This window comes from Kribbella sp. NBC_01510, assembly GCF_045040325.1.
Classification (GTDB): domain Bacteria; phylum Actinomycetota; class Actinomycetes; order Propionibacteriales; family Kribbellaceae; genus Kribbella.
In genome coordinates, this window is the sequence record NZ_CP109418.1 from 1,437,579 (window position 1) to 1,458,838 (window position 21,260).

Sequence of the window (21,260 nt, forward strand, 5' to 3'; positions counted from 1 at the left end):
CCGCCATGGGCGAACATCACGGCAAGCTCGAGATCCGCAAGGACCCGTTCGGCACCACCCCGGACGGTCAGCAGGTGGACGTCTACACGTTCACCAACGGCCGGGTGACGATCTCGATGCTGACCTGGGGTGCCACCATCCAGCGGGTCGAGACCCCGGACCGGCGCGGCCGGACCACGAACATCAGCCTCGGCTTCGACAACCTGCCCGACTACGCGGCGCTCAGCCCGTACTTCGGCGCCACTATCGGCCGCTACGGCAACCGGATCGCGAAGGGCCGGTTCATGCTCGACGGGACGACGTACCAGATCCCGATCAATGATGGCGAGAACGCGTTGCACGGCGGCACCATCGGCTTCGACAAGTTGGTGTGGAAGGCGGTGGTCGTCCGCAGCGACAACGCCGTCGGCGTCGCCTTCACCTACGTCAGCCCGGACGGCGAGATGGGCTTCCCCGGTGAGCTGACCAGCACGGTGACGTACACGCTCGACCGGCGGGACAACCTGCGGATCGACTACCACGCGACCGTCAAGGGCAAGCCGACCATCGTCAACCTGACCAACCACGTGTACTTCAACCTGGCCGGTGAGGGCAGCGGCTCGATCGACGGCCACGTGCTGCAGCTGAACGCGCCGAAGTACACCCCGGTCGACGCCGGCCTGATCCCGACCGGCGAGCTCGCACCGACCGCCGGTACGCCGTTCGACTTCAGCAAGCCGACCGCGATCGGAGCCCGGCTGCGCCACGACCACCCGCAGCTGATCGTCGGCCGCGGCTACGACCACAACTTCGTCCTCGGCGGCCAGCCGGACGACGACGGCCTCCGCTTCGCCGCCCGCTTCACCGAACCCGAGCACGGCCGCACCGTCACCGTCCACACCGACCAGCCCGGCGCCCAGTTCTACAGCGGCAACTTCCTCGACGGCACGTTCCTCGGTATCGGCAACAAGGCCTACCGCCAGGGCGACGCCTTCGCCTTCGAAACCCAGCACTTCCCCGACTCCCCGAACCACCCCGACTTCCCGTCGACCGTGCTGCGACCGGGCGAGACCTACCAGTCCACGACCATCTACTCCTTCGGCACCAAGTAGCGCCGTAAGGACAGGAGGTAGTCCGGCCGGCCGCCGGCCAGCAGACTCACGCACAGGGGTGGTCCCGTCACTGACGGGACCACCTCCTGTCGTTAAGGACCTCACGCATTGCCTGCGCGGAGTAACGGGCGCAGGGTGGCCGATAGAGGGTGGGTGACAGGTTGTGGCGGCGCCGACGATCGAACCGGCCCGCGGACCGGGGCCGTGGGCGCTGTGGGCGACCGTCGTGGCAGGTTTCGCCACGCTCGTCGTCTCGATCGCGCTCGCACTGGCGGGGGACGAACTGGTCCGGCCGGCCCTGCAGGCACTGCTCTTCAACTGGATCACCGTCCCGTATTTGATCAGCGGGACCATCGCGTGGTGGCGCCGGCCGGCGAGCCGGCTCGGTCCGCTGATGATCGCCACCGGATTCGTGATGGCCCTGACCGCCCTGCAGTGGTCGACCGTGCCCCTGTTGCTCTCCATCGGTCATCTGCTCGACCTGGTGCCGGCGGCGATGTTCCTGCACGTGTTCCTCGCGTATCCCACCGGACGGGTGGTCGGACGCCTCCGCCGGTTGGTCGTCGTCGCCGGCTACGCGACTGCCGTCGGACTGCAACTGGCGAAGATCCTGCTCGGGATCAATCCGGACAGCCTCTTCACCGTCACGACCAGGCCGGTCCTGGCCGGCCGGATCGAGCAGGCCCAGCTGATCACGATGAGCGCCCTGCTGCTCGTCGGCGCCGCCCTTCTCCTCGTACGGCGACCGTCCGCGAGCCTGGTCCGTCGACGGCCGGTGGCGTTGCTCGTGGACAGCTTCGGTCTGGCACTGATCATGCTCGCGATCCTGTTCATCGCCGGTCTGCGCGGCTGGCCGCAGATCGAAACGGTTCGGCACGTGACGTTCGCCGTACTCGGGCTGGCGCCGGTCGTGTTCCTGTTCGGACTGCTCGACGCTCGGCTCGCCCGCACCGATGTCGGCGCACTGCTGATGGACCTGCGCGCCGACCCAGCCGGTGACCTGCGTGAGCCGCTGGCGCGAGCCCTGCACGATCCCTCGTTGACCCTTGCCTTCTGGTTGCCGAAGTACGGCAGTTGGGCCGACTCCGAAGGGCACGCCGTCACTCTGCCCGGCGGGTCCGACGGGAGGGCGACGCGGGTGATCTATCGCGACCACGAACCCGTCGTCGCCCTCGAGTTCGACCGGTCGCTCGAAGACGAGCACGAGTTGCTGGACGCAGTCGAGGCGGCGGCCGGCATCGCCTTGGAGAACAGCCGGCTGCAGGCGGAACTGCGGGCCCGGCTGCACGAGCTGCAGGGTTCCCGCGCGCGGGTCATCGATGCCGAGCAGCAGGAGCGGAAACGGCTCGAACGCAACCTGCACGACGGCGCCCAGCAGCGCCTGGTCGCGCTGGCCCTGGAAATCGGACTGCTCGCCGGCCGGTCCGCGAGCGACGCCGACACCAAGGCACGCCTGATGCAGGCCAAGCGGCAGGTCACCGCGTCGCTGGACGAACTCCGTGACGTTGCCCGCGGCATCCATCCGGCGGTCCTGACCGGACACGGTCTGGCCGTCGCACTGGAGTCGCTCGCCGCACAGGCTGCTGTCCCGGTGACGCTGGATGTTGTGGCCGACGGAAGGCTGCCCGAACATGTCGAGGTCGCCGCGTACTACGTGGTCAGCGAGAGCCTGACGAACATCGCCAAGCACGCCCACGCGAGTACGGCGTCCGTCCGCGTCACGCGATCCGCCGATCAACTCGTCGTCGAGGTCGTCGACGACGGCGTCGGCGGAGCGGACACCGAGCGCGGGTCCGGCCTGCGCGGTCTCGCCGACCGGGTCGAGGCGATCGGCGGCCGGCTCCGGATCTGGAGTCCCGCCGACGGCGGCACCCGGCTCGAGGCGGAGATCCCGTGCGGGTAGCCATCGCCGAGGACAGCGTGCTGCTGCGCGAGGGACTGACCAGGATCCTCGGCGACGCCGGGCTCGACGTGGTCGCGGCGTACGACAATGCCGACGACCTGCTGAGGTACGTCCGCGGCTTCCCGCCGGAGGTCGCGATCCTCGACATCCGGTTGCCACCGACCCACAACGACGAAGGGATGCGCGCCGCCTTGCAGATCCGCGAGCAGCATCCCGGAGTCGGTGTGCTGGTGCTGTCGCAGTACCTCGAGCTCGGGCTGGCGATGCAACTGCTGTCCGAATCGGCCGAGGGCGTCGGCTACCTGCTGAAGGACCGGATCAGCGACGTCGAGGACTTCACCGGCGCGGTCCGGCGGGTTGCCGCCGGCGGCTCGGCCATCGATCCGAAGATCGTCTCCACCTTGCTGCAACGGCGGCGCAGCGACGACCCGCTGGCCGTGCTGACCCCGCGCGAGCGGCAGGTGCTGGAGCTGATGGCGACCGGCGCCTCCAACCAGGGCATCGCCGACGACCTGGTGGTCACATTGCGGGCCGCGGAGAAGTACGTCTCCGGCATCTTCACCAAGCTCGGCATCCCCTCCACGCGCAGCGAGTCCCGGCGGGTGCTCGCCGTACTGCTGTATCTGCGCGCCTGACGGGACACCAGAAACCCGAACCACTCCTTCACCGGTTGACCGGTCTGCCGAAGGCGCCTGCCGACGCGAGTCTCGAGGTAGACCCCTGGAGGCGCCGTGAAGACCCGAATCATCCAGAACCAGCCTGACGACGACGGCACACCGCCGCCCGCTGGCTCTGAGACCTCAGCTGGCAACCACTCATCCGCAAGGAGATCCGTCATGTCGTTCGTCCGCAATCACCCCGTGATCAGCTTCTTCGTGCTGGCCTACGCACTCACCTGGGCAACTCTGCCGTTCGGCACCTTCTTCGCCCCGGGCGCCTTGCTCGCCGCCCTCATCGTCGCCTTCCTGAACGACGGTCTCGCCGGTCTCCGGGCCATCGGGGTCCGGATGATCCGCTGGCGGGTCCGCTGGATCTGGTACGTCGTCGCGATCGCCGTACCGCTCCTGGTCCACTTCGTGACGATCGGGATCAACCAGGCACTGGGCGCACCATCGCCCGCGTCCGGGCAGTTCGCGCCGTGGTACGGCCTCGCTCTCGTCATCGGCATGAACATGGTCGACCCGTTCGGGGGCCCGTTCAGTGAGGAGCCGAGCTTCCGGGGATTCGCGCAGCCGAAGCTCCAGACGACCCGCACTCCGCTCGCCGCCACCGCACTCATGGCCGTGGCGATCGTCGGCTGGCACGCACCGCTGTTCTTGATCTCGTCGTACGGGCTCCAGCCCTACGAGGCCGTGACCACGGTCGCCGTCACCTTCTGGTACGGGTGGCTGTTCAACCACGCCGCCGGCAGCGTGCTCATCACCCTCATCGCCCACGCCACCGAAGGCAGCATCAACACCAGCGACCTCTGGCAAGCCGGCCCCGACCTGACCCGCGAGACCTGGCTGTACGTCGTCGTCTGGTCCGCAGTTGCCGTCACCTTGCTCATCGGCAGCCGCCGCTTCTGGACCCGTCCCGCCCCAGCCATCGCCACCTCCCCCGCCACCACACCGGAGCCTGTCTCATGACCACCACACCACTCGCCCCCGCACCACCGGTACGTCGCTCATGGAGCGGCTGGCGCACCCTGCTGGTCGTCGTGGGTGCCTTGTTCGCAATGGTCAGCGTCGCCCTGTTCGCCATCGGCGGCGCCGGCCTGTGGGCACAGCAACAGCGCGACGGCGCCGGGTACTTCACCGCCGGACCAGAGCGTGTCACCACCAGCACCTACGCGCTGTCGTCCCCGTCGCTCGACGTCGGCGGCGCCTGGCCGGACGCCTTCTACACCAACGATCTCCTCGGTGACGTCCGGATCGACTTCGAGTCGAAGACGCCCGGCACGGCGGTGTTCGTCGGCATCGGTCCGGCGGCCGACGTCGCGGCGTACCTGAACGGCGTCGGCCACGACGAGGTCGCGGACTTCGACGTCGATCCCTTCAAGCTCTCCACCACGGCCCGGGCCGGAGGCGAGCCGTCCGCGGCACCCGCCGCTCAGTCCTTCTGGGTCGCGTCCGCCACGGGCGCCGGACCCAGCACCCTGACCTGGCACGCGACCGGCGGAGACTGGTCCGTGGTGATCATGAACGCCGACGGATCGCCGAACGTCGCCGTCGACCTGAGCGTGGGCGGCACCGTGCCCGCCCTCAAGGGCATCGCGATCGGCGCGCTCGTCGGCGCCGTCCTGCTGCTGATCGTCGGTGCCGCCTTCATCGTCCCGGCCGTCGCCATCCGGCGACGCGCTGATCGCTGAGCAAGGGTTACCTAAGTCGCTTAGGGTCGGAGGCATGTCGGAGCAGCCGGTGTTGCGGATTCCGTTCGACGATGCCTTCCGATTCGACCCTTCGCCGACGTTCGCCGAGCTGCGGGAGACACGTCCCGTGGCTCGGGTGCGGACGTTGGCGGGAGCCGAGGTGTGGTTGGTGACGCGGTACGACGACGTACGGCTGGTGCTCGCGGATCCGCGGTTCTCGCGGGCCGCCGTGGTCAGGCAGGGCGCGCCGCGAGTCGCGTTGGCCAAGCCGATGCCGAACAGCCTGACCACGACCGACCCGCCCGAGCACACCCGGTTGCGCAAGCTGGTGTCGTCGACGTTCGCGCACCGGCGGATCGAGCGGACCCGGCCGTGGGTCGCGGAGCTGTCCGCCCAGCTGGCCGAGGACGTGGCCCGCGCGGGTGACGGCGCCGACATCCGGCAGTTGGTCGCGTTGCCGCTGCCGATCCAGGTGATCTGCCAGTTGCTCGGCGTACCGTACGACGACCGCGCGCAGTTCCGGGAGTGGACCGAGCTGGGATACAGCATGAAGATGGCGGAGAAGGATCTGGTCGAGGACGCGATGACCAGTCTGACCGCGTACATCGAGGACCTGGTCACGAAGAAGCTGGCGAACACCGACCAGCCGGCCGAGGACCTGCTGGACGAACTCGTCCGCGCCCGCGAGGAAGGCGACCGGCTCAGTCAGGAGGAGCTGATCGCCTTCGGGGTGAACCTGCTGGTCGCCGGCCACGAGACCTCGGCGAACCAGATCTCGAGCTGCGTCGCGACCCTGCTGCGCTGGCCGGAGAACTGGGCCAAGCTCGTCGACAACCCCGAGCTGGTCCCGTCGGCGATCGAGGAGTTGCTGCGGTTCAACCGCTTCAGCGAGGTAGGTCAGCTCCGCGTCGCACTCGAGGACGTCGAGCTGCACGGCGTACAGATCAAGGCAGGCGAAGGCGTGATGGCCGCGCTCAACTCGGCCAACCGGGATCCGCGCGCGTACGACGCACCCGACGAGCTGCGGCTGGATCGGCCGGACAACAAGCACCTGTCGTTCGGCTTCGGACCGCACTTCTGCCTCGGCGCGCAACTGGCCCGGATCGAGCTACAGGAGTCGTTGCTGGCCTTGGTACGACGCTTCCCGCGCCTGCGCCTCGCGAAGCCGGCCGAGGACCTCGAATGGCGTCGCGTCCTGGTCAGCGGCCTGGCGGAACTCCCCGTCAACCTCACCTGAAAACCGTTGCGTCCGAAGAAGTGTGGGCGATAACCCTCACTTCTTCGGACGTAACGCGTCAGTTCTGTGAGCTGAAGGCCAGGCCGTGCTCGGCCTCGTACTGCTCGATGAAGCGCGCGGCCATCGGCTCGCTGGAGGCGATCGCGTCGGCCAGCTTCTTCGCCGTCCGCTCGTGACCCTCCGGCCAGTCGGACAGCAGCGCCCACGCCCGCATCCGCTTCTTCTCCAGCGCCGTCGGCTCGACGGCCGGCTCGTCGATCTTCACCGACTCCATCACCGGCTTGTCCACCACCGACTCGTCCACGACCGACTTCGGCGCGGCCGGTTCGGCCTTCGGTGTCGTGATGAGCGCCGGCGGCTGCGGGTCGGCCGGTCCGGCGAACGGCGACGGGCCCTGCGGCTTCTGCACCACCGGCTCGGCCTTCGGCTGCGGCGGCAGCGGCCGCAACTTGGCCGCCGAGGCCTTCACACCGTTGCTCTGGACACCGTTGCTCTGGGCTCCGTTCGGCTGGACGACGTGCTGCGGCTCGCTCTCGTCCTCGACGACGACCGCCTCGGCGACCGGTTCGTCGCTGTCGGGCTGCTGGTCGACGATGGCCATCAGCTCGCCGGTCCAGGCGTCCTCATCGCGAAGAGACATCCCGGCGCCGTCCGCCCGTCGCGGCTGCCCGCCCTCGAGCACCCAGACCGCGGCGCGCAGGTCACCGCGCTCCTCGATCTCCGCGGGCTCCGGCGGCGGCGAGATCGCCTTGGTGAGCTTGTTGGTGATGACCTCGTAGTTGATCCGCTCCTCGAGCATCCCGGCCAGCCGGTCCGGGTCGTACGTCGTCTCGGCGATCTTCGCCAGCCGCTCGTCCTGGTGCTCGGACCGGATGTACTCGGCAACGGTTCCGGCGATCGCCTCGCGGCGGCTCCGGTTCCGGATCTGGTGCTGGGCCGCACGGAGGCTCTCGTACAGGCCGTAGCCGTGCTCGATCGCCAGTGAGCGGGCCAGCCAGGTGACCCGTGGCTCGCGGGCCCACTGGATCACGCCGTACACCGGGCCGGTCTCGCGCATCTGCCCCGCCCGGCGCAGCGCGTCGCGGCGGCGGGCCGAGCTGTGGATCAGCCACAGCACATAGGCGAACGCGGACAGACCGCCGAAGCCGAAGGCCAGGAACCGCTCCTCCGGCCGCCAGTGGCCGACCACGTTGAAGACGACCGCGACCAGAGCCGCGAAGAACGACATCGCGCGGTAGGCGTAGGCCTGCTCACCCTTGCGCCGGCGCAGGTCGGCGAGCGCTGCGGTGGCGACACCACCGAGCTCGAGCACGGCCACCGCCGGGGTGACGAGGATGATCTTGAGGAACGTCGAGAAGCCGGTGTCCGGCCAGGGGATGTGGGTCACGCCGGCCCAGACCTGGCCGACAAGTGCGGCCGCGGCCGCAGTGGCGTAGAAGGCGTAGGCGACCTTGTCCGCACCGGTAAGGGGTACGTTCGCCAGTTCGCCAGTACTGGGATTGCTGGTGTTCTCCTGCAAGACGTGGTCTCCTGACCGGTTTGGGCTCTCCGGCAGTTTCGTCGGGAATGGTGGTACGGCGGCCCCCTCCCCCTGAAGGGCGCTGCACGAGGCTACCGGTTTCCGGCCCCGATAGGGGAGGCGAATCCGGAAACGTCTCGAACCTCCCCACCCCGGCACCGTTTCACACCTGCCGATTCCAGCGACACTTAGCCTCGATCCACCGATCAGGCTGGTGTGAGTCGCTGATTTGGATTGATGACGATGCCGGGCTGCTGGTGGCGTGGTGGGGCGTCCCGCCTCGCTGCGGGGGTGTTCCGCTTCGGGTCTCCGGTCGGGCCGATGTTCGGCGCGGTGGTCAGGGCATGGCGGTGGCAGGTGGCCCGCAGACATGAGCGAACAGGCGGGTCCATGGTGTCTGCCAGGGCCAGTTGCTGGGCAGGTGCAGGGTGATCCGCCGCGCAGACGAGGCGATCCGGGCGGCGATGTTGACCAGCTTGCGTCGCACCGTGGCGGTGACGGCCTTGGCCAGGTTGCCGCCGGTGAGGGTGGCGGCCGCGCGGGTGAGGTTGAACGCCATCACGGCGAGCACGAGCCAGGCGGCGTTCGCGGCGAACACCCCGGACGGCAGGTGCGCGAGCGCTGAGTTCTTCAGGTCGGCATTGACTTGTTCGATGATCGCGTGCCCGCGGTGGGTCTTGTCCGCGGTGACGGTGTCCATCACTTCGACGTTGACGGTGGTGAAGAAGGCGTGGAACCGCCACATGTCGAACAGCGTTTCCTGCCCGGGCGCCTGGTTCTTGCCGGGGTTGAGGTCCGGGATCCGGCGGACCACGAGCCGGCCGGGCACCTGCTCGGCCTTGCTGCGGGACGTGAACGCTGTGAACGGGATTTCGGCGACCTCGGCGCGAGAGATCCATCGGCCGGTTTGCTCGTCGTAGATCGCGTCTTTGTACTCGATCGGGGTCCAGGCGTCGTCGGCGATGCCGGCGATCGCGGCCTTGACCCGCTTGTCCAGGCGGGCGGTGACCGACACATCGGCACCGGCGCGGACCGCGGCCAGCACCAGACCACGCCCGTAAAACGCCGAGTCGGCCCGCACCAGCGGCCTGCCATTCGACACTCCGGCCAGTCCGCGCACGGTCTTCAACGCATCGGTGATCAGGCGTTTCGCGCCACGCGGCGACCCGACCGAACCCTTGCGCAGCCGCTGCGCCACGATCACCGGCGCCGTGTGTGGGGTGGTGACCGTTGCCAGCAGCGCGTTCAGCCCACGCACCCCGGAGTAGCCGAACCCCGCGCCCTGCTTGGCATAACCGTGCACCTCGATGACCGTGTCATCGACATCGACCAACACGAACTCACCGCCGGCCACATCACCGACCAACGGCGACCGCCCGGCCAATCCGGTCAGCAACCGCGACGCCACCGCGTCGAGCTGCCGGACATGCCCGAAGGTGAAGCTGCGCAGGAACGCCCCCAGCGTCGACGGCGCATAGGCGTGATCGAACACCCGGCCCATGCCGCCATGCCGCAGCAAAGCCATGTCGTCGATCGAGTCCGCACCGGCCACCATCCCCGCAACCAGCGAGCACACCTTCAGCCCAGCGTTCGCGCCCTTGTCCGTCGGCACACTCAACCGCACATCGGCCAACTCACGCAGCCCCGCAGACTCCGCCAGCGCCATCACAGGCACCAGCCCACCCGACGACACCAAATTCGGATCATCGAACTTCGCGCGAACGACCCGAGGATTATGGGACAGTTGCACTCGACGGATGCCCTTCGCGCTCGGTGATCTGGAACCCTAGACAAGTCCCAATCTCCCAGCCCGCAAGGGCATCCTCGCGTTACGCCACACCCACCCCACCGAACTCATCGGTGGATCCGGGCTTAGGGTCGGTGTCATGATCCCGACGATGCGATCGCTGCCCGCCCCGCACGCTCTCAGCGCTCACCTGGCCGACCGCTACGGCCTCGGCTTCACGGGGTGCACGCTGCTTCGATCGCTCGTGAACGACGTCTACGAGCTCACCACCGGCGACGCCCGCTACGTCCTCAAGCTGTACCGCCACGACGGCCGCGATCCGGACGAAATCCGTTGGGAGGCAGGGCTTTGGGCACATTTGCAGACGGCCGGATTACAGGTCCCGCCGGTCTTGTTGTCGGACGGAGATGCCGTCGGACTACTCGAGACACCTGAAGGACCCCGGCCGTTCATCCTGTCCGGTTTCGTCGAGGGCACCAAACCGCAGCCGCCTTTCGACGACGAGTTGTACGACGCATTCGGCCGGCAACTCGCGGCATTCCACGATGCCGCCGACAACTACCATTCGCCGTACGCGCGACGCCCGGCCGAGATCGCCGATCGGCTTCACGAACCACTCGAACAGATCCTGGCCGTCGACCGCGCGGAGGAAAACCTGCTCCGCGACCTCGCGGCCGCGGTACGGAACAACCTCGCGGAGTACTCGAATACCGGCATCTGCCATGGCGACGTCAGCTTGGACAACATCTTATTGACGAAGCAGGGACTCCTCTTACTCGACTTCGACCTCACCGCGGTCGGTCCGCGGGCGGCGGACTTCGCCGGCGTCGCGACCACGCCGTACTGGGATGCCTTCAAAACCGGGTACACCACCCGACGCCCGATCACCGACACCGACGTCGCGGCGATCCCTTATCTCCAGATCGTCGGGCGGATCTTCAACCTGCGGTTCCACCTGGTCGACAAGCCGTTGTTCCGCGGCACCGACTCCCGCGCCGAGGGGTGGGCCGCCGATGAGCTCGCCGCTCTCCGCCGGGCGGCCGGCGAACTGCTCTGACTCTCACAGCAAGGTGCCAGGAAAACCGGAGAGAGTCCCAGGGCTGGGTGCACATGCTGGGGTCATGAGGTCCAGGCGGGGGTTCGCGGTGCGCTCGCTGAGCGTGCGCGTCGCGGCGGCGATGGTGCTGCTGGTCGCGGTGGTGAGTGTCGTGATCAGCGTGCTGACGACGGCCGCGATCAGTTCGTACCTGACCAAGCAGCTGGACAGCAAGGTGGCGGCCTCGCAGGGGCGGACGATCATGGCGCTGACCAAGGGCGACGGCAGCCGGCCACCGCCGGACACGCCGCACGGGCAGGACGCGGGCACGGTGACCGCCTATCTCACCTCGTCAGGTGCCACTGGCAACGTCATCACCGCGGACGGCGTACTCGCCACGCTGTCGGACCCTGCCGTCGCCGCACTCGACAAGGTCCCCGCCGGCGACGGGAACCGCACCGTCGACCTGCCAGGGCTGGGCCAATACCGAGCACACGCGTCACAGATCGGCCCGATCACGGTGGTCACCGCGCTGCCGACGAAGGACATCGCCGACACCATCAACAGCCTGATCGGCTGGGAGGTGCTCTTCGGCGGGGTGGGTGTGCTGACCGCGGGTGGCGTCGCGGTCTTCGTCGTACGACGTCAGTTGCGGCCACTGCGCCGCGTCGCACAAACCGCCCGCGAGGTGGCCGGCCTCCCCCTGGACACCGGTGAGATCGGGATGACCGCGCGGGTGCCGGATCAGCTGACCGACGAACGGACCGAGGTCGGCCAGGTCGCGGTCGCACTCAACACCTTGCTGGGCCACATGGAGAACGCGCTGGACGCGCGGCACCGCAGTGAGCAACAGGTCCGCCAGTTCGTCGCCGACGCATCCCACGAACTACGTACGCCGCTCACCACCATCCACGGCTACGCACAACTGAGCCTGCGGCAAGGCGACCACGAGTTGTTCAGCCACGCCATGGGCAAGGTGATGGTCGAGGCCACCCGAATGGCCGCCTTGGTCGAAGACCTGCTCTTGTTGGCCCGCCTCGACGCCGGCCGACCCCTCGACCTCAGGCCGGTCGATCTCACCCGGCTGGCGAGGGAGTCGGTGACCGACGCCCAGATCGTCAGCCCGGATCACCACTGGGCCTTGAGCCTGCCGCCTGAACCAGTGGTCGTCACGGGCGACGAGCAACGGCTGCACCAAGTCGTCACGAACCTGCTCAGCAACGCCCGCCGACACACGCCGGCCGGGACCACCGTGACCGTCGAGTTGATCGCGGACGACCGCCATACGGCCGTACTCACGATCCACGACAACGGCCCCGGCATCCCGGCCGACCTGCAACCGAACGTCTTCAAACGCTTCACCCGCGCGGACACCTCACGCACCCGCGACTCCGGCGGCTCGGGCCTCGGCCTCTCCCTCGCCCAATCCATCACTGAAGCCCACGGCGGCATCGTCACGGTCACGTCCCACCCGGGCGACACGTGCTTCACGCTGGCCCTGCCCCGCTGACTACCCAGCAGCCAAGGCCTTCTGGGCTTGGGCGGCCAGCGTCTTGGCGCGTTGGTCGTCGGAGAGGCCGTCGGCGACCAGTACGGCGTACCTGAGGCGGAGCGTCTCGCCGGCGGTGAAGGGGAGTTCCTCGGAGAAGAAGGGAGCGGGGCAGACGGCGGCGAAGTCCTCGGAGCGGACGAACCACTCCGGTGGGTGGCGAACGTTGTCTCCTGCGTCGGCGACGATGATCGTGGAGGCGGTGTCGGTCTCGTCCTGCCGGGAGGTGAAGCCCATCCAGGGTGCGCGCTGGCCGCGGAGCTCGTCGCGGCCCTTGCCCTGCGGGGCAAGGATGGTGCCGTTGGTGAACTCCCGCGGGCCACGCCAGAACAGACCGCCCTAGCCGGCGTTCGGCCGGCCGGCCGTGGTCGGGCTGCCGATCTGGATCGTCGCGCCCGAGACGTTCGTCATCGCGGTCTCGAACACGAGCACCCAGCCGTCATCCGCAAGCCGCGTGGTCACCGTTCGCGACTCGTCGACGACGTGAGCACCGGCCTGTGTGTGCCACGACAGGTGGTGGGCGAACCGGACCAGATCGTCCGACACGTCGAGAGCGTCGACCCGGTCATGATCCTGCGAGCCGTTGTTGTCCAGCGGCTTGTAGCCGTTCTCCTTCGTGAAGGTCGGTCCGCCCCAGAAGTTGTCGTGCCCGAAGTGCGGCAACGACCAGGCCAGGCCCTTGTGCCACAAGTGGTCCCACGGACGGTACACGCTGATCAGGTCGCCGGTCAGGGTCCGGATCGGATGGAAGTACGGCCGCGGCGACTCGTACTGCGGATCGGTGGCCTTGTAGACATAGGTGAACAGCTCTGCGTCGCCCGCCGTCACCTGGATCGATCGGCCGACAGCATGATTGCAGCCGAGGTTCCGCGTCATGAATTCTCCCGTGTCGATTGAATACGCTGTGACATCCAGGGCGCCCCGATCTCGCTGAACAACGCCAGCTCGTCCGAGGCCCGGTCGATCCATCGCTCGACATTGAGCACGACCGGATGCCGTTCGAGTCCTTCGCCCTCCCACCGGATCAGCTCGTCCGGAATCCCGGCCGGATCCTTCGCCGTCCGCACCGCCTCGACGACCCGGGTGAACCCACCCGTCGCGGCCAGCGGGCAGTACAGCGGTACGGCGGGATCCGCGCGATGCGCGAGCAGATTCTCCAGCAGATCCTCTCGTTCGTACGTCGTGGTCCCCGAGTCGGTCTCGAGCGTGTCCGACGCATACCGCAGTACGGCGCGACCCTCGGAGCCGTCCACGATCACAGCCGGTTCGAGATGTTCCGTCGCGCACAACGTGACCGCGATCAGGATCGTCGTACCGCGAGCGGTGACGATCCGGACCGTGGAGGTGTCGTCGGACTCGATCGGATTCGCCCGGAAGAGCTCTGTCTCGACGGACCGTACGTCGCCCATCCCGGTCGACCCGTCCAGGAGCAACGCGGCAGCGGTCGCATGAGCCAGCGGGTTCGTCACCGCACCGTCGACGACTGCCACACCGTCAAGCGTCCGGCGACCGGCCCACCGTGCGCGCTGAAAGTACCGCGCCGTCCGCACCCACTTGCCCACGGCACTGATCCCGCGGAGCTCGCCGAGCCGGCCGTCGGCCACCAGCTTCGCCAACGTCAGCGTGCCCTGGGAAGCCTGTGCCTGGAAACCGACCTGACAGGCCCGCCCGGTCTCCGCGACGATCGCGGACAGCTGGTCGAACTCGGCCAGCGACGCGGTCGGCGGCTTCTCCAGCAGGACGTCGGCCCCGGCCCGCATCGCCAGCTCGGCCAGCGGTACGTGCGTCTGGATCGGCGTACTGATGATCACCACGTCGACCTCGGTCGCCGCGAGCAACTCCGCCAGGCCGGCGAACGCCGGGGCGGTCAGGTCCGCGGCCGGCCGGGGGTCGGCCACGGCGACGAGCTCGGCCCGGCCGGCCGCGGCCAGCCGGGCGACGTTGCGGACATGGGAGGCCCCGTGGCCGTGGACACCAGCCACGGCCACCCGAGGCCCCGTCATCGGCAATCAGTTGCCGGTAGCAACACTATTTGAGCTCCCCGTTGACCTCGTCCAGGAAGGCCTTCGCCGCCGCGTCCGGTGCCTGCCGGCCGAACAGCACCTCGGTGGTGTAGCGCTGGATGATCTTCTCCACCTGACCACCACCGACCGGCGGGGCCGGCGACGGCTCGCCGAGCTCGGTGCCGATGTCCTTGATGAACTTCGCGGACGCGGCGTCGGCCGGCTGCAGCTTCGGCGTCACCGCGGCCTGGACCTCGGTGTTCGGCGGGACGCCCCGCTCGGCGAGCAGGATGTTGCCGGCCGCGGTGTTGTTGGCCAGGTAGTTGACGAACTCGGCGGCCTCCTTCTGGTGCTTCGACCGCGACGAGATCGACCAGAACATCGAGCCCTTGTAGTAGGAGCCGTTGTCCTTCGCGGTGCCGTCGGCGCTCGGGATCCGGAGCAGCTTCAGGGGCTGCCCGGACGCCTTGGTGAAGGCGACCAGCTGGTTGCTCCAGATAAAGCTCATCGCCAGCTTGCCGGTCGCCATCGCGGACTGGTCGAGCGGCGCGTTCATGTCCTGCGCGGTGAACTCGGCCGACGGGATCGACTTCGCGTCCCGCAGCTTCAGCACGTACTTGAAGAAGTCCGTGGTCTTCTCCGGGGAGACGCCGAGCTTGCCGTCCTTGGTCCACAGCGACTCGCCGCGCTGCCGGGCCCACAGGTTCAGGCCGGCCTCGTTGGTACCGATGGCTCCGGTCCCCCAGGCCTTGCCGTTCATCTTCGCGGAGACCTCGGCGGAGATCCGGGCGAAGTCGTCCCAGGTCCACTTGGTGTCGTCGGGCATCGCGACGCCGGCGGCCTTGAACACGGCCGGGTTCGCGACCACGGCGAACGAGTTGATCCCGGCGTTCAGCCCGTACAGGCCGCCGTCGAACTCGCCGGCGCCCAGGGTGTCCGGCTCGAACTTGCCGGTGTCGAGACCGTCGGCCTTCTTCAGGTCGAGCAGCGCACCGCGGTCGGCGTACTCACGCAGGTACTTCTCGTCCATCTGGATGATGTCCGGGGCGTCGTTCGCCGCGACCGTGGTGGCGAGCTTGTCCCAGTAGCCGGCCCACTCACCGAACTCGCCCTTGATGGTGACGTTCGGATGGTCCTTCTGGTACGCGTCGATGACCTGCTGGGTCAGCTTGGTCCGGGTGTCGCTGCCCCACCAGGTGAAGCGGAGCGTCACCTTGCCGCCGTCGGCCGACGACGACGAGGGACCACCGGAGTTGCCGCCGCAGGCGCTGGCAACCAGCAGACTGGCGGCGATAGCGGCTGCGGCGAGTGCCCGCAGGCGCCGGCCCGCGGGACGTGGGATGTGCCTCATGCTGTGCACCTTTCAGGGGTTACTTGATGCCGGTGGTCGCGATGCCCTTGATCAGGAACCGCTGGCCGAGCAGGAATGCGAGGAAGACCGGGACGAGGGAGACGACCGACATCGCGAACATCGATCCCCACGACGAGCTGGAGGTCGAGTCGACGAAGCCCCGCAGTGCTACCGGGACGGTGTACATGTGCGGGTCGGTCAGGTAGATCAGCTGGCTGAAGAAGTCGTTCCAGGTCCAGATGAACGTGAAGATCGCAGTGGTCGCGAGCGCGGGCACCATCAGCGGCAGGATGATCCGGAGGAAGATCCCGGCCTTGCTGCAGCCGTCGATCCGGGCCGCCTCGTCCAGCTGGCGTGGAATGCCGCGGATGAACTGCACCATCAAGAAGACGAAGAACGCGTCGGTGGCCAGCAGCTTCGGCACGATCAGCGGCAGGAACGTGTTGATCCAGCCCATCTGCGAGAACAGGATGTACTGCGGCACGATCACGACGTGGATCGGCAGCATGATGCTGAGCAGCATGATCGCGAACCAGAACTTCTTCCCGTTGAACTCCAGCCGGGCGAACGCGTACGCCGCCATCGAGCAGGAGACCAGGTTGCCCAGGATCGCGCCGAGCACCACCACCGCCGAGTTCAGCAGGTAGCGGGTGAACGGCTCGGTCAGCGCGTGCCAGCCGACCCGGTAGTTGCTGATCTGCAGGTCCTTCACCAGGATGCCCGGGTCGCGGAAGATCTCGTTGCCCGGCCGCAGTGAGCTGACCACCATCCAGATCAGCGGGTAGAGCATCACCAGGGCCGACCCGGCCAGCACCACGTGGATCAGCACCGGCCGGACCCGGGACCAGCTGATGACGGCCGGCCGTCGCGCGGCCAGCGTGGTTCGGAGCGTTTCAGTCGTCATAGAACACCCAGTACTTCGAGGCGAAGAAGTTCGCCGCGGTGAAGACCCCGATGATCACGAGCAGGAACCACGCCATCGCGGACGCGTAGCCCATGTCGAAATTGCCGAAGCCCCGGTCGTAGAGGTAGAGCGTGAAGAACATGGTCGAGTCCGACGGCCCGCCGCTGCCCCCGGAGACGACGAACGCCTGCGTGAACGACTGGAACGCGTGGATGATCTGCAGCACCAGGTTGAAGAAGATGATCGGCGTGAGCAGCGGCAGCGTGATGCTGAAGAACCGGCGCAGCACGCCGGCGCCGTCGACCGACGCGGCCTCGTAGTACATCGTCGGGATCTGCCGCAGGCCGGCCAGGAAGATCACCATCGGCGACCCGAACGTCCACACGTTCAGCACCACCAGCGTGCCCAGCGCCGTACTCGGATCGGAGATCCAGCCCTTGCCGTCGATGCCGACCAGGGCGAGCACCTGGTTGAGCAGACCTTCGGTGCCGAACACCTGGCGCCACAAGACGGCGATCGCGACACTCGAGCCGAGCAGCGACGGCAGGTAGAAGACCGACCGGTAGAACGCCATGCCGCGGACGCCGCGGTCCAGGACGACGGCCAGCAGCAGGGCGATCGACAGCTGGAGCGGGACCGAGACGAACACGTAGGTGAAGGTCACCCGGAGCGAGTTGTGCAGCCGCTCATCGGACAGCATCCGGGTGAAGTTCTCGAGTCCGATCCACTTCGGGGCCTGGATCAGGTTGTAGTCGGTGAACGACAGGTACAGCGAGGCCAGCATCGGCCCGATCGTGATCAGGAACAGCCCCAGCAACCACGGCGTCAGGAACAGGTACGCAGCCAGGTTGTCCTTCTTGCCTGCTTTGCCCGCCCCACCGCCCCGGTCTGGCTTCTTGCCCGCCGGCTTCTCTCCCCGGAGGGTGCCGAGCTCGCCCAGCGCACTCATGTTTCATGACCTCCGGAGACTGGAAAGCGCTTGCCTTGGCCGGTCAAGTTAGTACGAGAAACCGGTTTATGCAAGGGTTCGGGCGGCCGCGGGCTGACCAGATGCGGACTCGTTGCGAGCTGTTGACAGGACAAAGTCACCCGGCGACAGTACTGGACATTTGGCAACCGCTTACCGAGTGGAGATCCCGATGCAGCGTCGTACCTTCCTGGCCGGCACACTGACCACGCTTACGGTCGGCGCGCTGTACCCGGCCGCCACCGCGCATGCTGAGGTAGCTGCTGTGGACGACGACTTCCTGACCGTGCTGACCAACGCGAACCAGACCCAGATCCCGCTGGTGCTGAGCTCGTACCAGAACGCCTCCGACAGCGTGCGCACCGTCGCCCGCAAGGCTCGGCGACTGATCTCCGGGTACGTCTGGGGCCGGTCGTCGTACCACCATGACTCGTCGCTGCTCGCGCCGCTGCGCTGGCTGGTCGAGCAGCTCGCCGCACGGCAGCACGAGGACGGGACGTACGACGTCGGCAACCTGCACTCGCCGCCGGACAGCGCCTTCGCGATCCAGGACGTCTGCATGCTCTATGCCCTGCTCGACGCCGACGGCAGGCCGGACACGGAGGCGCATCGCGCGATCCTCGCGAACGTGATCAAGAAGGCCGGACCGGCGCTCGCGGCCGGCGGAGTGCACACGCCGAACCATCGCTGGGAGGTGTCCGCTGCGCTGGCGCGCACCCATCACCTGTTTCCGGACCGCCGGTACGTCGCGCGGATCGACGACTGGCTCGACGAGGGCATCGACGCGACCCTGGACGGGATCTACAGCGAGCGGAGTTCGACGTACGCCGCGGAGGTGACGAACCCTTCGCTGCTGACGATCGCGTGGTTGCGCGGCAAGCCGGAGCTGCTCGAGGACGTCCGGCGCAACCTGGACGCGACGCTGTACTTCCTGGAGCCGAACGGCGAGGTCGACACGGTGGCGTCCCGGCGGCAGGACCAGAAGGGGATCCGCGAGGTCTGGTGGTACCTGACCCAGTTCCGCGAGCTTGCCCTGCACGGCAAGGACGGCCGGTTCACGACTGTTGCCAAGAGCATCGAACAGCGCGGGACCGGCGAGCTCGGCGACTTCCTCGCCGAGGTGCTCGAGCGACCCGAGCTGGCCGCGGTACTCCCGGCCGCGCAGCCTGTGCCGACGGATTTCGTCCAACCCTTCCCCTCGCAGGCGTCGGCCCGGATCCGGCGCGGTGCGCGGACGGCGACGGTCTTCGGCGGCACGGACTTCCATGACATCCCGGTGATCGCTTCCGGGCTTTCCACCAACCCGACCTTCTTCAAGCTCCGGCAGGGTGCGGCGATCCTCGACTCGGTCCGGCTCTCCCCGCAGTTCTTCAGCACCGGACACTTCCGCAGCGACGGGCTGCGGCGGACCGGACCGGCCACGTTCAAACTCGCCGACGAGGTGAAGGTGCCGTATCACCTGCCGCTGCCCAAGCGGTGCCGGCGGGCGGATGGCCGCTATGCGCTCACGCTGGAAGGCCGGTTCTACGCGTCGATGGACTTCCCGCACCGGCCGAAGCAGTACCGCTCGCTCCGGACCGAGATCAGCGTGACCGAGGTCGGCAACGGGTTCGACCTGACCTTCGAGCTGGACGGTGACGAGACGGCGTACGCGATCGAGCTCTGCTTCCGCTCCGGCGGCGCGCTCGCCGGCGTCGAGGCGTTGGATGCCCCCGGCAACTACCAACTGGTGTCCGGCACCGGGAGCTACACCGTCGGCACGGACCGGATCGAGTTCGGCCCGGGCAACGGCGCCACCCGGGTGACGATGGACCCGGGTGAACGGTTCACGTACCTGAACGGCAGCCTCACCCCCGACGGCCTCCGGGTCTATCTCACCGGCCGCACTCCGAACCGTCAGACCCTGACACTGCGCACCTCGTAGGACCGGACCCCCAGGCCATCACAATCGCGGTCGGCGACCGGGGCGCGCGCTCAGCCTCGCCACGTCAGCGCGATCGTGATGGCCTACAGGTCCATCAGCGAGTCTGCCGGCCTCCTGGCGGCTGGCCGGACGTCACTGGCTACTGACCCGGCCGCGCGTGCTGTGGTCTACTGCGCTGGGAGAGGGGTGCCTGATGGCCACAGCACGTGAGTTGGGCGAGATCGAGATCGCGAACACATCGGGGCGTCCGCCGGTGGTGTTCGTGCACGGGCTGTGGTTGCTGGCGGGAAGCTGGCAGGCCTGGCAGGACAAGTTCGAGGCCGCCGGGTTCGCAACCGTCGCACCGGGCTGGCCGGACGAACCGGAGTCCGTCGGCGAGGGACGGGCGAATCCTTCGGTGTTCGCGGGGAAGTCGGTCGGTGCGATCACGGCGTACTACGCCGACGTGATCGCACGGCTGGAGCGGAAGCCGGCCATCGTCGGGCACTCGTTCGGTGGACTGATCACGCAGAAGCTGGCCGGGATGGGCCTCGGGACTGTGTCGGTCCCGATCGACCCCGCACCCGGTCGCGGCGTGCTGCCGTTGCCGCTGTCCGCGCTACGGGCGTCCTTCCCGGCGCTGCGGAATCCGGCGAACCGGAAGAAGGCGGTGATGCTGACCTACGACCAGTTCCGGTTCGCTTTCGTGAACGCCGTACCGGAGGACGAGGCACGACGGCTGTACGACGAGTTCCCGGTGCCGGGCGCCGGGTTGCCGCTGTTCCAGGCCGCGGTCGCGAACTTCAATCCGAAGAGCGAGACCCTCGTGGACCGGGCGAATCCGGACCGCGGGCCGATGAAGTTCCTGTCCGGGGAGAAGGACCACACGGTCCCGTGGGCGATCACGAACGCGGCGTACCAGAAGCAGCGCGCCAACCCAGCCGTCACCGAGATCGAGGAATTGCCCAGCCGCGGGCACTCACTGGTGATCGACTCCGGCTGGGAAGAGGTCGCCGACGCCGCGCTCACCTTCGTGCAGAAGTACCACGCCTGAACGTCCCGCGTGGAAAAATGGGCGGGTGAGCTTCCACGCGGCCGTATTCATCGCTACCAGTCTCGACGGTTACATCGCCCGGCCGGACGGATCGATCGACTGGCTCACCGAGCGCGGGGAGAAAGCGGGCGACACCGGGTACGACGAGTTCATGGCGTCGATCGACACCGTCGTACTCGGGCGCAAGACCTACGAACTGGTACTGAGCTTCGACTTCTGGCCCTACGAGGGCAAGCAGGTCGAGGTGCTCAGTACGACGCTCGCCGCGGACGCCGACGAGCGCATCATCGTGCACCGGACCCTCGACGGGTTGGTCGAGACGCTGAACGACCGTGGCGCCCGGCGCGTCTACGCCGACGGCGGCGCGGTCATCCAGACCTTCCTCCGCGCCGGCCTCCTGAACGAGCTCACCATCACCACCGTCCCCGTCCTCCTCGGCGCCGGCATCCGCCTCTTCGGCGACCTCGACGCCGACATCCCCCTTACCCACAACGCCACCCGCACCCTGAAAGCCGGCTTCACCCAATCCGACTACACCATCCACCGCTAGGCACTCGTCCGGCCGGGAGTGGATGGCTGAGACAGGAACTGGGGCCCTACGCCAGGAAATAACCTGTCGTAAGCCCCGAGCCCGTGTCCCAGCCAA

Annotated in this window: 17 protein-coding genes and 1 pseudogene; 11 read left to right on the forward strand and 7 right to left on the reverse strand. The window is 68.1% G+C overall.

All coding sequences use genetic code 11. From position 1 onward, the window contains the following. Window positions 1-5: 5 nt before the first annotated feature. The 6 genes from OG558_RS07095 (at window position 6) to OG558_RS07120 (ending at window position 6,581) form a co-directional block, all read left to right on the forward strand. Window positions 6-1,091 carry an aldose epimerase family protein gene (locus tag OG558_RS07095; RefSeq protein WP_405069479.1) on the forward strand — a complete coding sequence of 362 codons (1,086 nt, stop codon included), beginning with the start codon at window positions 6-8 and terminating at the stop codon, window positions 1,089-1,091. A gap of 163 nt (window positions 1,092-1,254) precedes the next feature. Continuing rightward, entirely contained in the window at window positions 1,255-2,994 is a 1,740-nt protein-coding gene (locus OG558_RS07100; RefSeq protein WP_405069480.1) for a sensor histidine kinase, read from the forward strand. Then, window positions 2,985-3,629, forward strand: coding sequence for a response regulator (locus OG558_RS07105; RefSeq protein ID WP_405069482.1), 645 nt, complete (start codon window positions 2,985-2,987; stop codon window positions 3,627-3,629). Before OG558_RS07100 ends, OG558_RS07105 begins: the two co-directional genes overlap by 10 nt. 201 nt (window positions 3,630-3,830) lie before the next feature. Continuing rightward, the gene (locus OG558_RS07110) at window positions 3,831-4,622 is read left to right on the forward strand and encodes a type II CAAX prenyl endopeptidase Rce1 family protein (protein ID WP_405069484.1); all 792 of its coding nucleotides are present in this window, start codon (window positions 3,831-3,833) and stop codon (window positions 4,620-4,622) included. After that, window positions 4,619-5,344: a hypothetical protein gene (locus OG558_RS07115; protein ID WP_405069485.1), complete on the forward strand. Its 726-nt coding sequence runs from the start codon at window positions 4,619-4,621 to the stop codon at window positions 5,342-5,344. Before OG558_RS07110 ends, OG558_RS07115 begins: the two co-directional genes overlap by 4 nt. 34 nt (window positions 5,345-5,378) lie before the next feature. Continuing rightward, the gene (locus OG558_RS07120) at window positions 5,379-6,581 is read left to right on the forward strand and encodes a cytochrome P450 (protein WP_405069486.1); all 1,203 of its coding nucleotides are present in this window, start codon (window positions 5,379-5,381) and stop codon (window positions 6,579-6,581) included. Between the two features lie 58 nt (window positions 6,582-6,639). Here the strand turns inward: OG558_RS07120 and OG558_RS07125 are convergent, their stop codons facing one another. Together OG558_RS07125 and OG558_RS07130 are read right to left on the reverse strand one after the other, a co-directional pair. Then, on the reverse strand, window positions 6,640-8,100 hold the full coding sequence (locus OG558_RS07125) for a hypothetical protein (RefSeq protein ID WP_405069487.1): 1,461 nt from the start codon (window positions 8,098-8,100) through the stop codon (window positions 6,640-6,642). A 337-nt stretch (window positions 8,101-8,437) separates the two neighbouring features. Continuing rightward, on the reverse strand, window positions 8,438-9,850 hold the full coding sequence (locus OG558_RS07130) for an IS1380 family transposase (RefSeq protein WP_405069488.1): 1,413 nt from the start codon (window positions 9,848-9,850) through the stop codon (window positions 8,438-8,440). Between the two features lie 136 nt (window positions 9,851-9,986). Between OG558_RS07130 and OG558_RS07135 the strand changes: the two genes are divergently transcribed. Together OG558_RS07135 and OG558_RS07140 are read left to right on the forward strand one after the other, a co-directional pair. Then, entirely contained in the window at window positions 9,987-10,904 is a 918-nt protein-coding gene (locus OG558_RS07135; RefSeq protein ID WP_405069489.1) for a phosphotransferase enzyme family protein, read from the forward strand. Window positions 10,905-10,968: 64 nt separating this feature from the next. Then, a complete protein-coding gene (locus tag OG558_RS07140; protein WP_405069490.1) occupies window positions 10,969-12,393 on the forward strand; it encodes a sensor histidine kinase in 1,425 nt (474 codons plus the stop codon). Here the strand turns inward: OG558_RS07140 and OG558_RS07145 are convergent. The 5 genes and pseudogenes from OG558_RS07145 to OG558_RS07165 all read right to left on the reverse strand — a co-directional run bounded on the left by OG558_RS07145 (window position 12,394) and on the right by OG558_RS07165 (window position 17,639). Continuing rightward, a pseudogene (locus OG558_RS07145) lies at window positions 12,394-13,401 on the reverse strand (PmoA family protein). Continuing rightward, the gene (locus tag OG558_RS07150; protein WP_405069491.1) at window positions 13,305-14,435 is read right to left on the reverse strand and encodes a Gfo/Idh/MocA family protein; all 1,131 of its coding nucleotides are present in this window, start codon (window positions 14,433-14,435) and stop codon (window positions 13,305-13,307) included. Before OG558_RS07150 ends, OG558_RS07145 begins: the two are co-directional and overlap by 97 nt. A 25-nt stretch (window positions 14,436-14,460) precedes the next feature. Continuing rightward, on the reverse strand, window positions 14,461-15,786 hold the full coding sequence (locus tag OG558_RS07155; RefSeq protein ID WP_405069493.1) for an ABC transporter substrate-binding protein: 1,326 nt from the start codon (window positions 15,784-15,786) through the stop codon (window positions 14,461-14,463). A gap of 19 nt (window positions 15,787-15,805) precedes the next feature. Beyond that, complete coding sequence (locus tag OG558_RS07160) at window positions 15,806-16,690, reverse strand: carbohydrate ABC transporter permease (RefSeq protein WP_405069494.1); 885 nt, start codon at window positions 16,688-16,690, stop codon at window positions 15,806-15,808. Then, a complete protein-coding gene (locus tag OG558_RS07165) occupies window positions 16,680-17,639 on the reverse strand; it encodes a carbohydrate ABC transporter permease (RefSeq protein ID WP_405069495.1) in 960 nt (319 codons plus the stop codon). Before OG558_RS07165 ends, OG558_RS07160 begins: the two co-directional genes overlap by 11 nt. Window positions 17,640-17,829: 190 nt before the next feature. Here OG558_RS07165 and OG558_RS07170 point away from each other — a divergent pair, with 190 nt between their 5' ends. From OG558_RS07170 to OG558_RS07180, 3 genes are all read left to right on the forward strand, one after another. Then, a complete protein-coding gene (locus OG558_RS07170; protein ID WP_405069496.1) occupies window positions 17,830-19,581 on the forward strand; it encodes a hypothetical protein in 1,752 nt (583 codons plus the stop codon). A 193-nt stretch (window positions 19,582-19,774) separates the two neighbouring features. Further along, the gene (locus tag OG558_RS07175) at window positions 19,775-20,614 is read left to right on the forward strand and encodes an alpha/beta hydrolase (protein ID WP_405069497.1); all 840 of its coding nucleotides are present in this window, start codon (window positions 19,775-19,777) and stop codon (window positions 20,612-20,614) included. Between the two features lie 25 nt (window positions 20,615-20,639). After that, window positions 20,640-21,164 (forward strand): dihydrofolate reductase family protein, encoded by a 525-nt coding sequence (locus tag OG558_RS07180; protein WP_329482370.1) that lies wholly within the window; start codon window positions 20,640-20,642, stop codon window positions 21,162-21,164. Window positions 21,165-21,260 lie beyond the last annotated feature (96 nt).

Coding starts and splice junctions, on each gene's coding strand:
- OG558_RS07095 (WP_405069479.1), top strand. CDS start 6: ATGGGCGAACATCACGGCAAGCTCGAGATCCGCAAGGACCCGTTCGGC.
- OG558_RS07110 (WP_405069484.1), top strand. CDS start 3,831: ATGTCGTTCGTCCGCAATCACCCCGTGATCAGCTTCTTCGTGCTGGCC.
- OG558_RS07115 (WP_405069485.1), top strand. CDS start 4,619: ATGACCACCACACCACTCGCCCCCGCACCACCGGTACGTCGCTCATGG.
- OG558_RS07120 (WP_405069486.1), top strand. CDS start 5,379: ATGTCGGAGCAGCCGGTGTTGCGGATTCCGTTCGACGATGCCTTCCGA.
- OG558_RS07135 (WP_405069489.1), top strand. CDS start 9,987: ATGATCCCGACGATGCGATCGCTGCCCGCCCCGCACGCTCTCAGCGCT.
- OG558_RS07140 (WP_405069490.1), top strand. CDS start 10,969: ATGAGGTCCAGGCGGGGGTTCGCGGTGCGCTCGCTGAGCGTGCGCGTC.
- OG558_RS07150 (WP_405069491.1), bottom strand. CDS start 14,435: ATGACGGGGCCTCGGGTGGCCGTGGCTGGTGTCCACGGCCACGGGGCC.
- OG558_RS07155 (WP_405069493.1), bottom strand. CDS start 15,786: ATGAGGCACATCCCACGTCCCGCGGGCCGGCGCCTGCGGGCACTCGCC.
- OG558_RS07160 (WP_405069494.1), bottom strand. CDS start 16,690: ATGACGACTGAAACGCTCCGAACCACGCTGGCCGCGCGACGGCCGGCC.
- OG558_RS07165 (WP_405069495.1), bottom strand. CDS start 17,639: ATGAGTGCGCTGGGCGAGCTCGGCACCCTCCGGGGAGAGAAGCCGGCG.
- OG558_RS07170 (WP_405069496.1), top strand. CDS start 17,830: ATGCAGCGTCGTACCTTCCTGGCCGGCACACTGACCACGCTTACGGTC.
- OG558_RS07175 (WP_405069497.1), top strand. CDS start 19,775: ATGGCCACAGCACGTGAGTTGGGCGAGATCGAGATCGCGAACACATCG.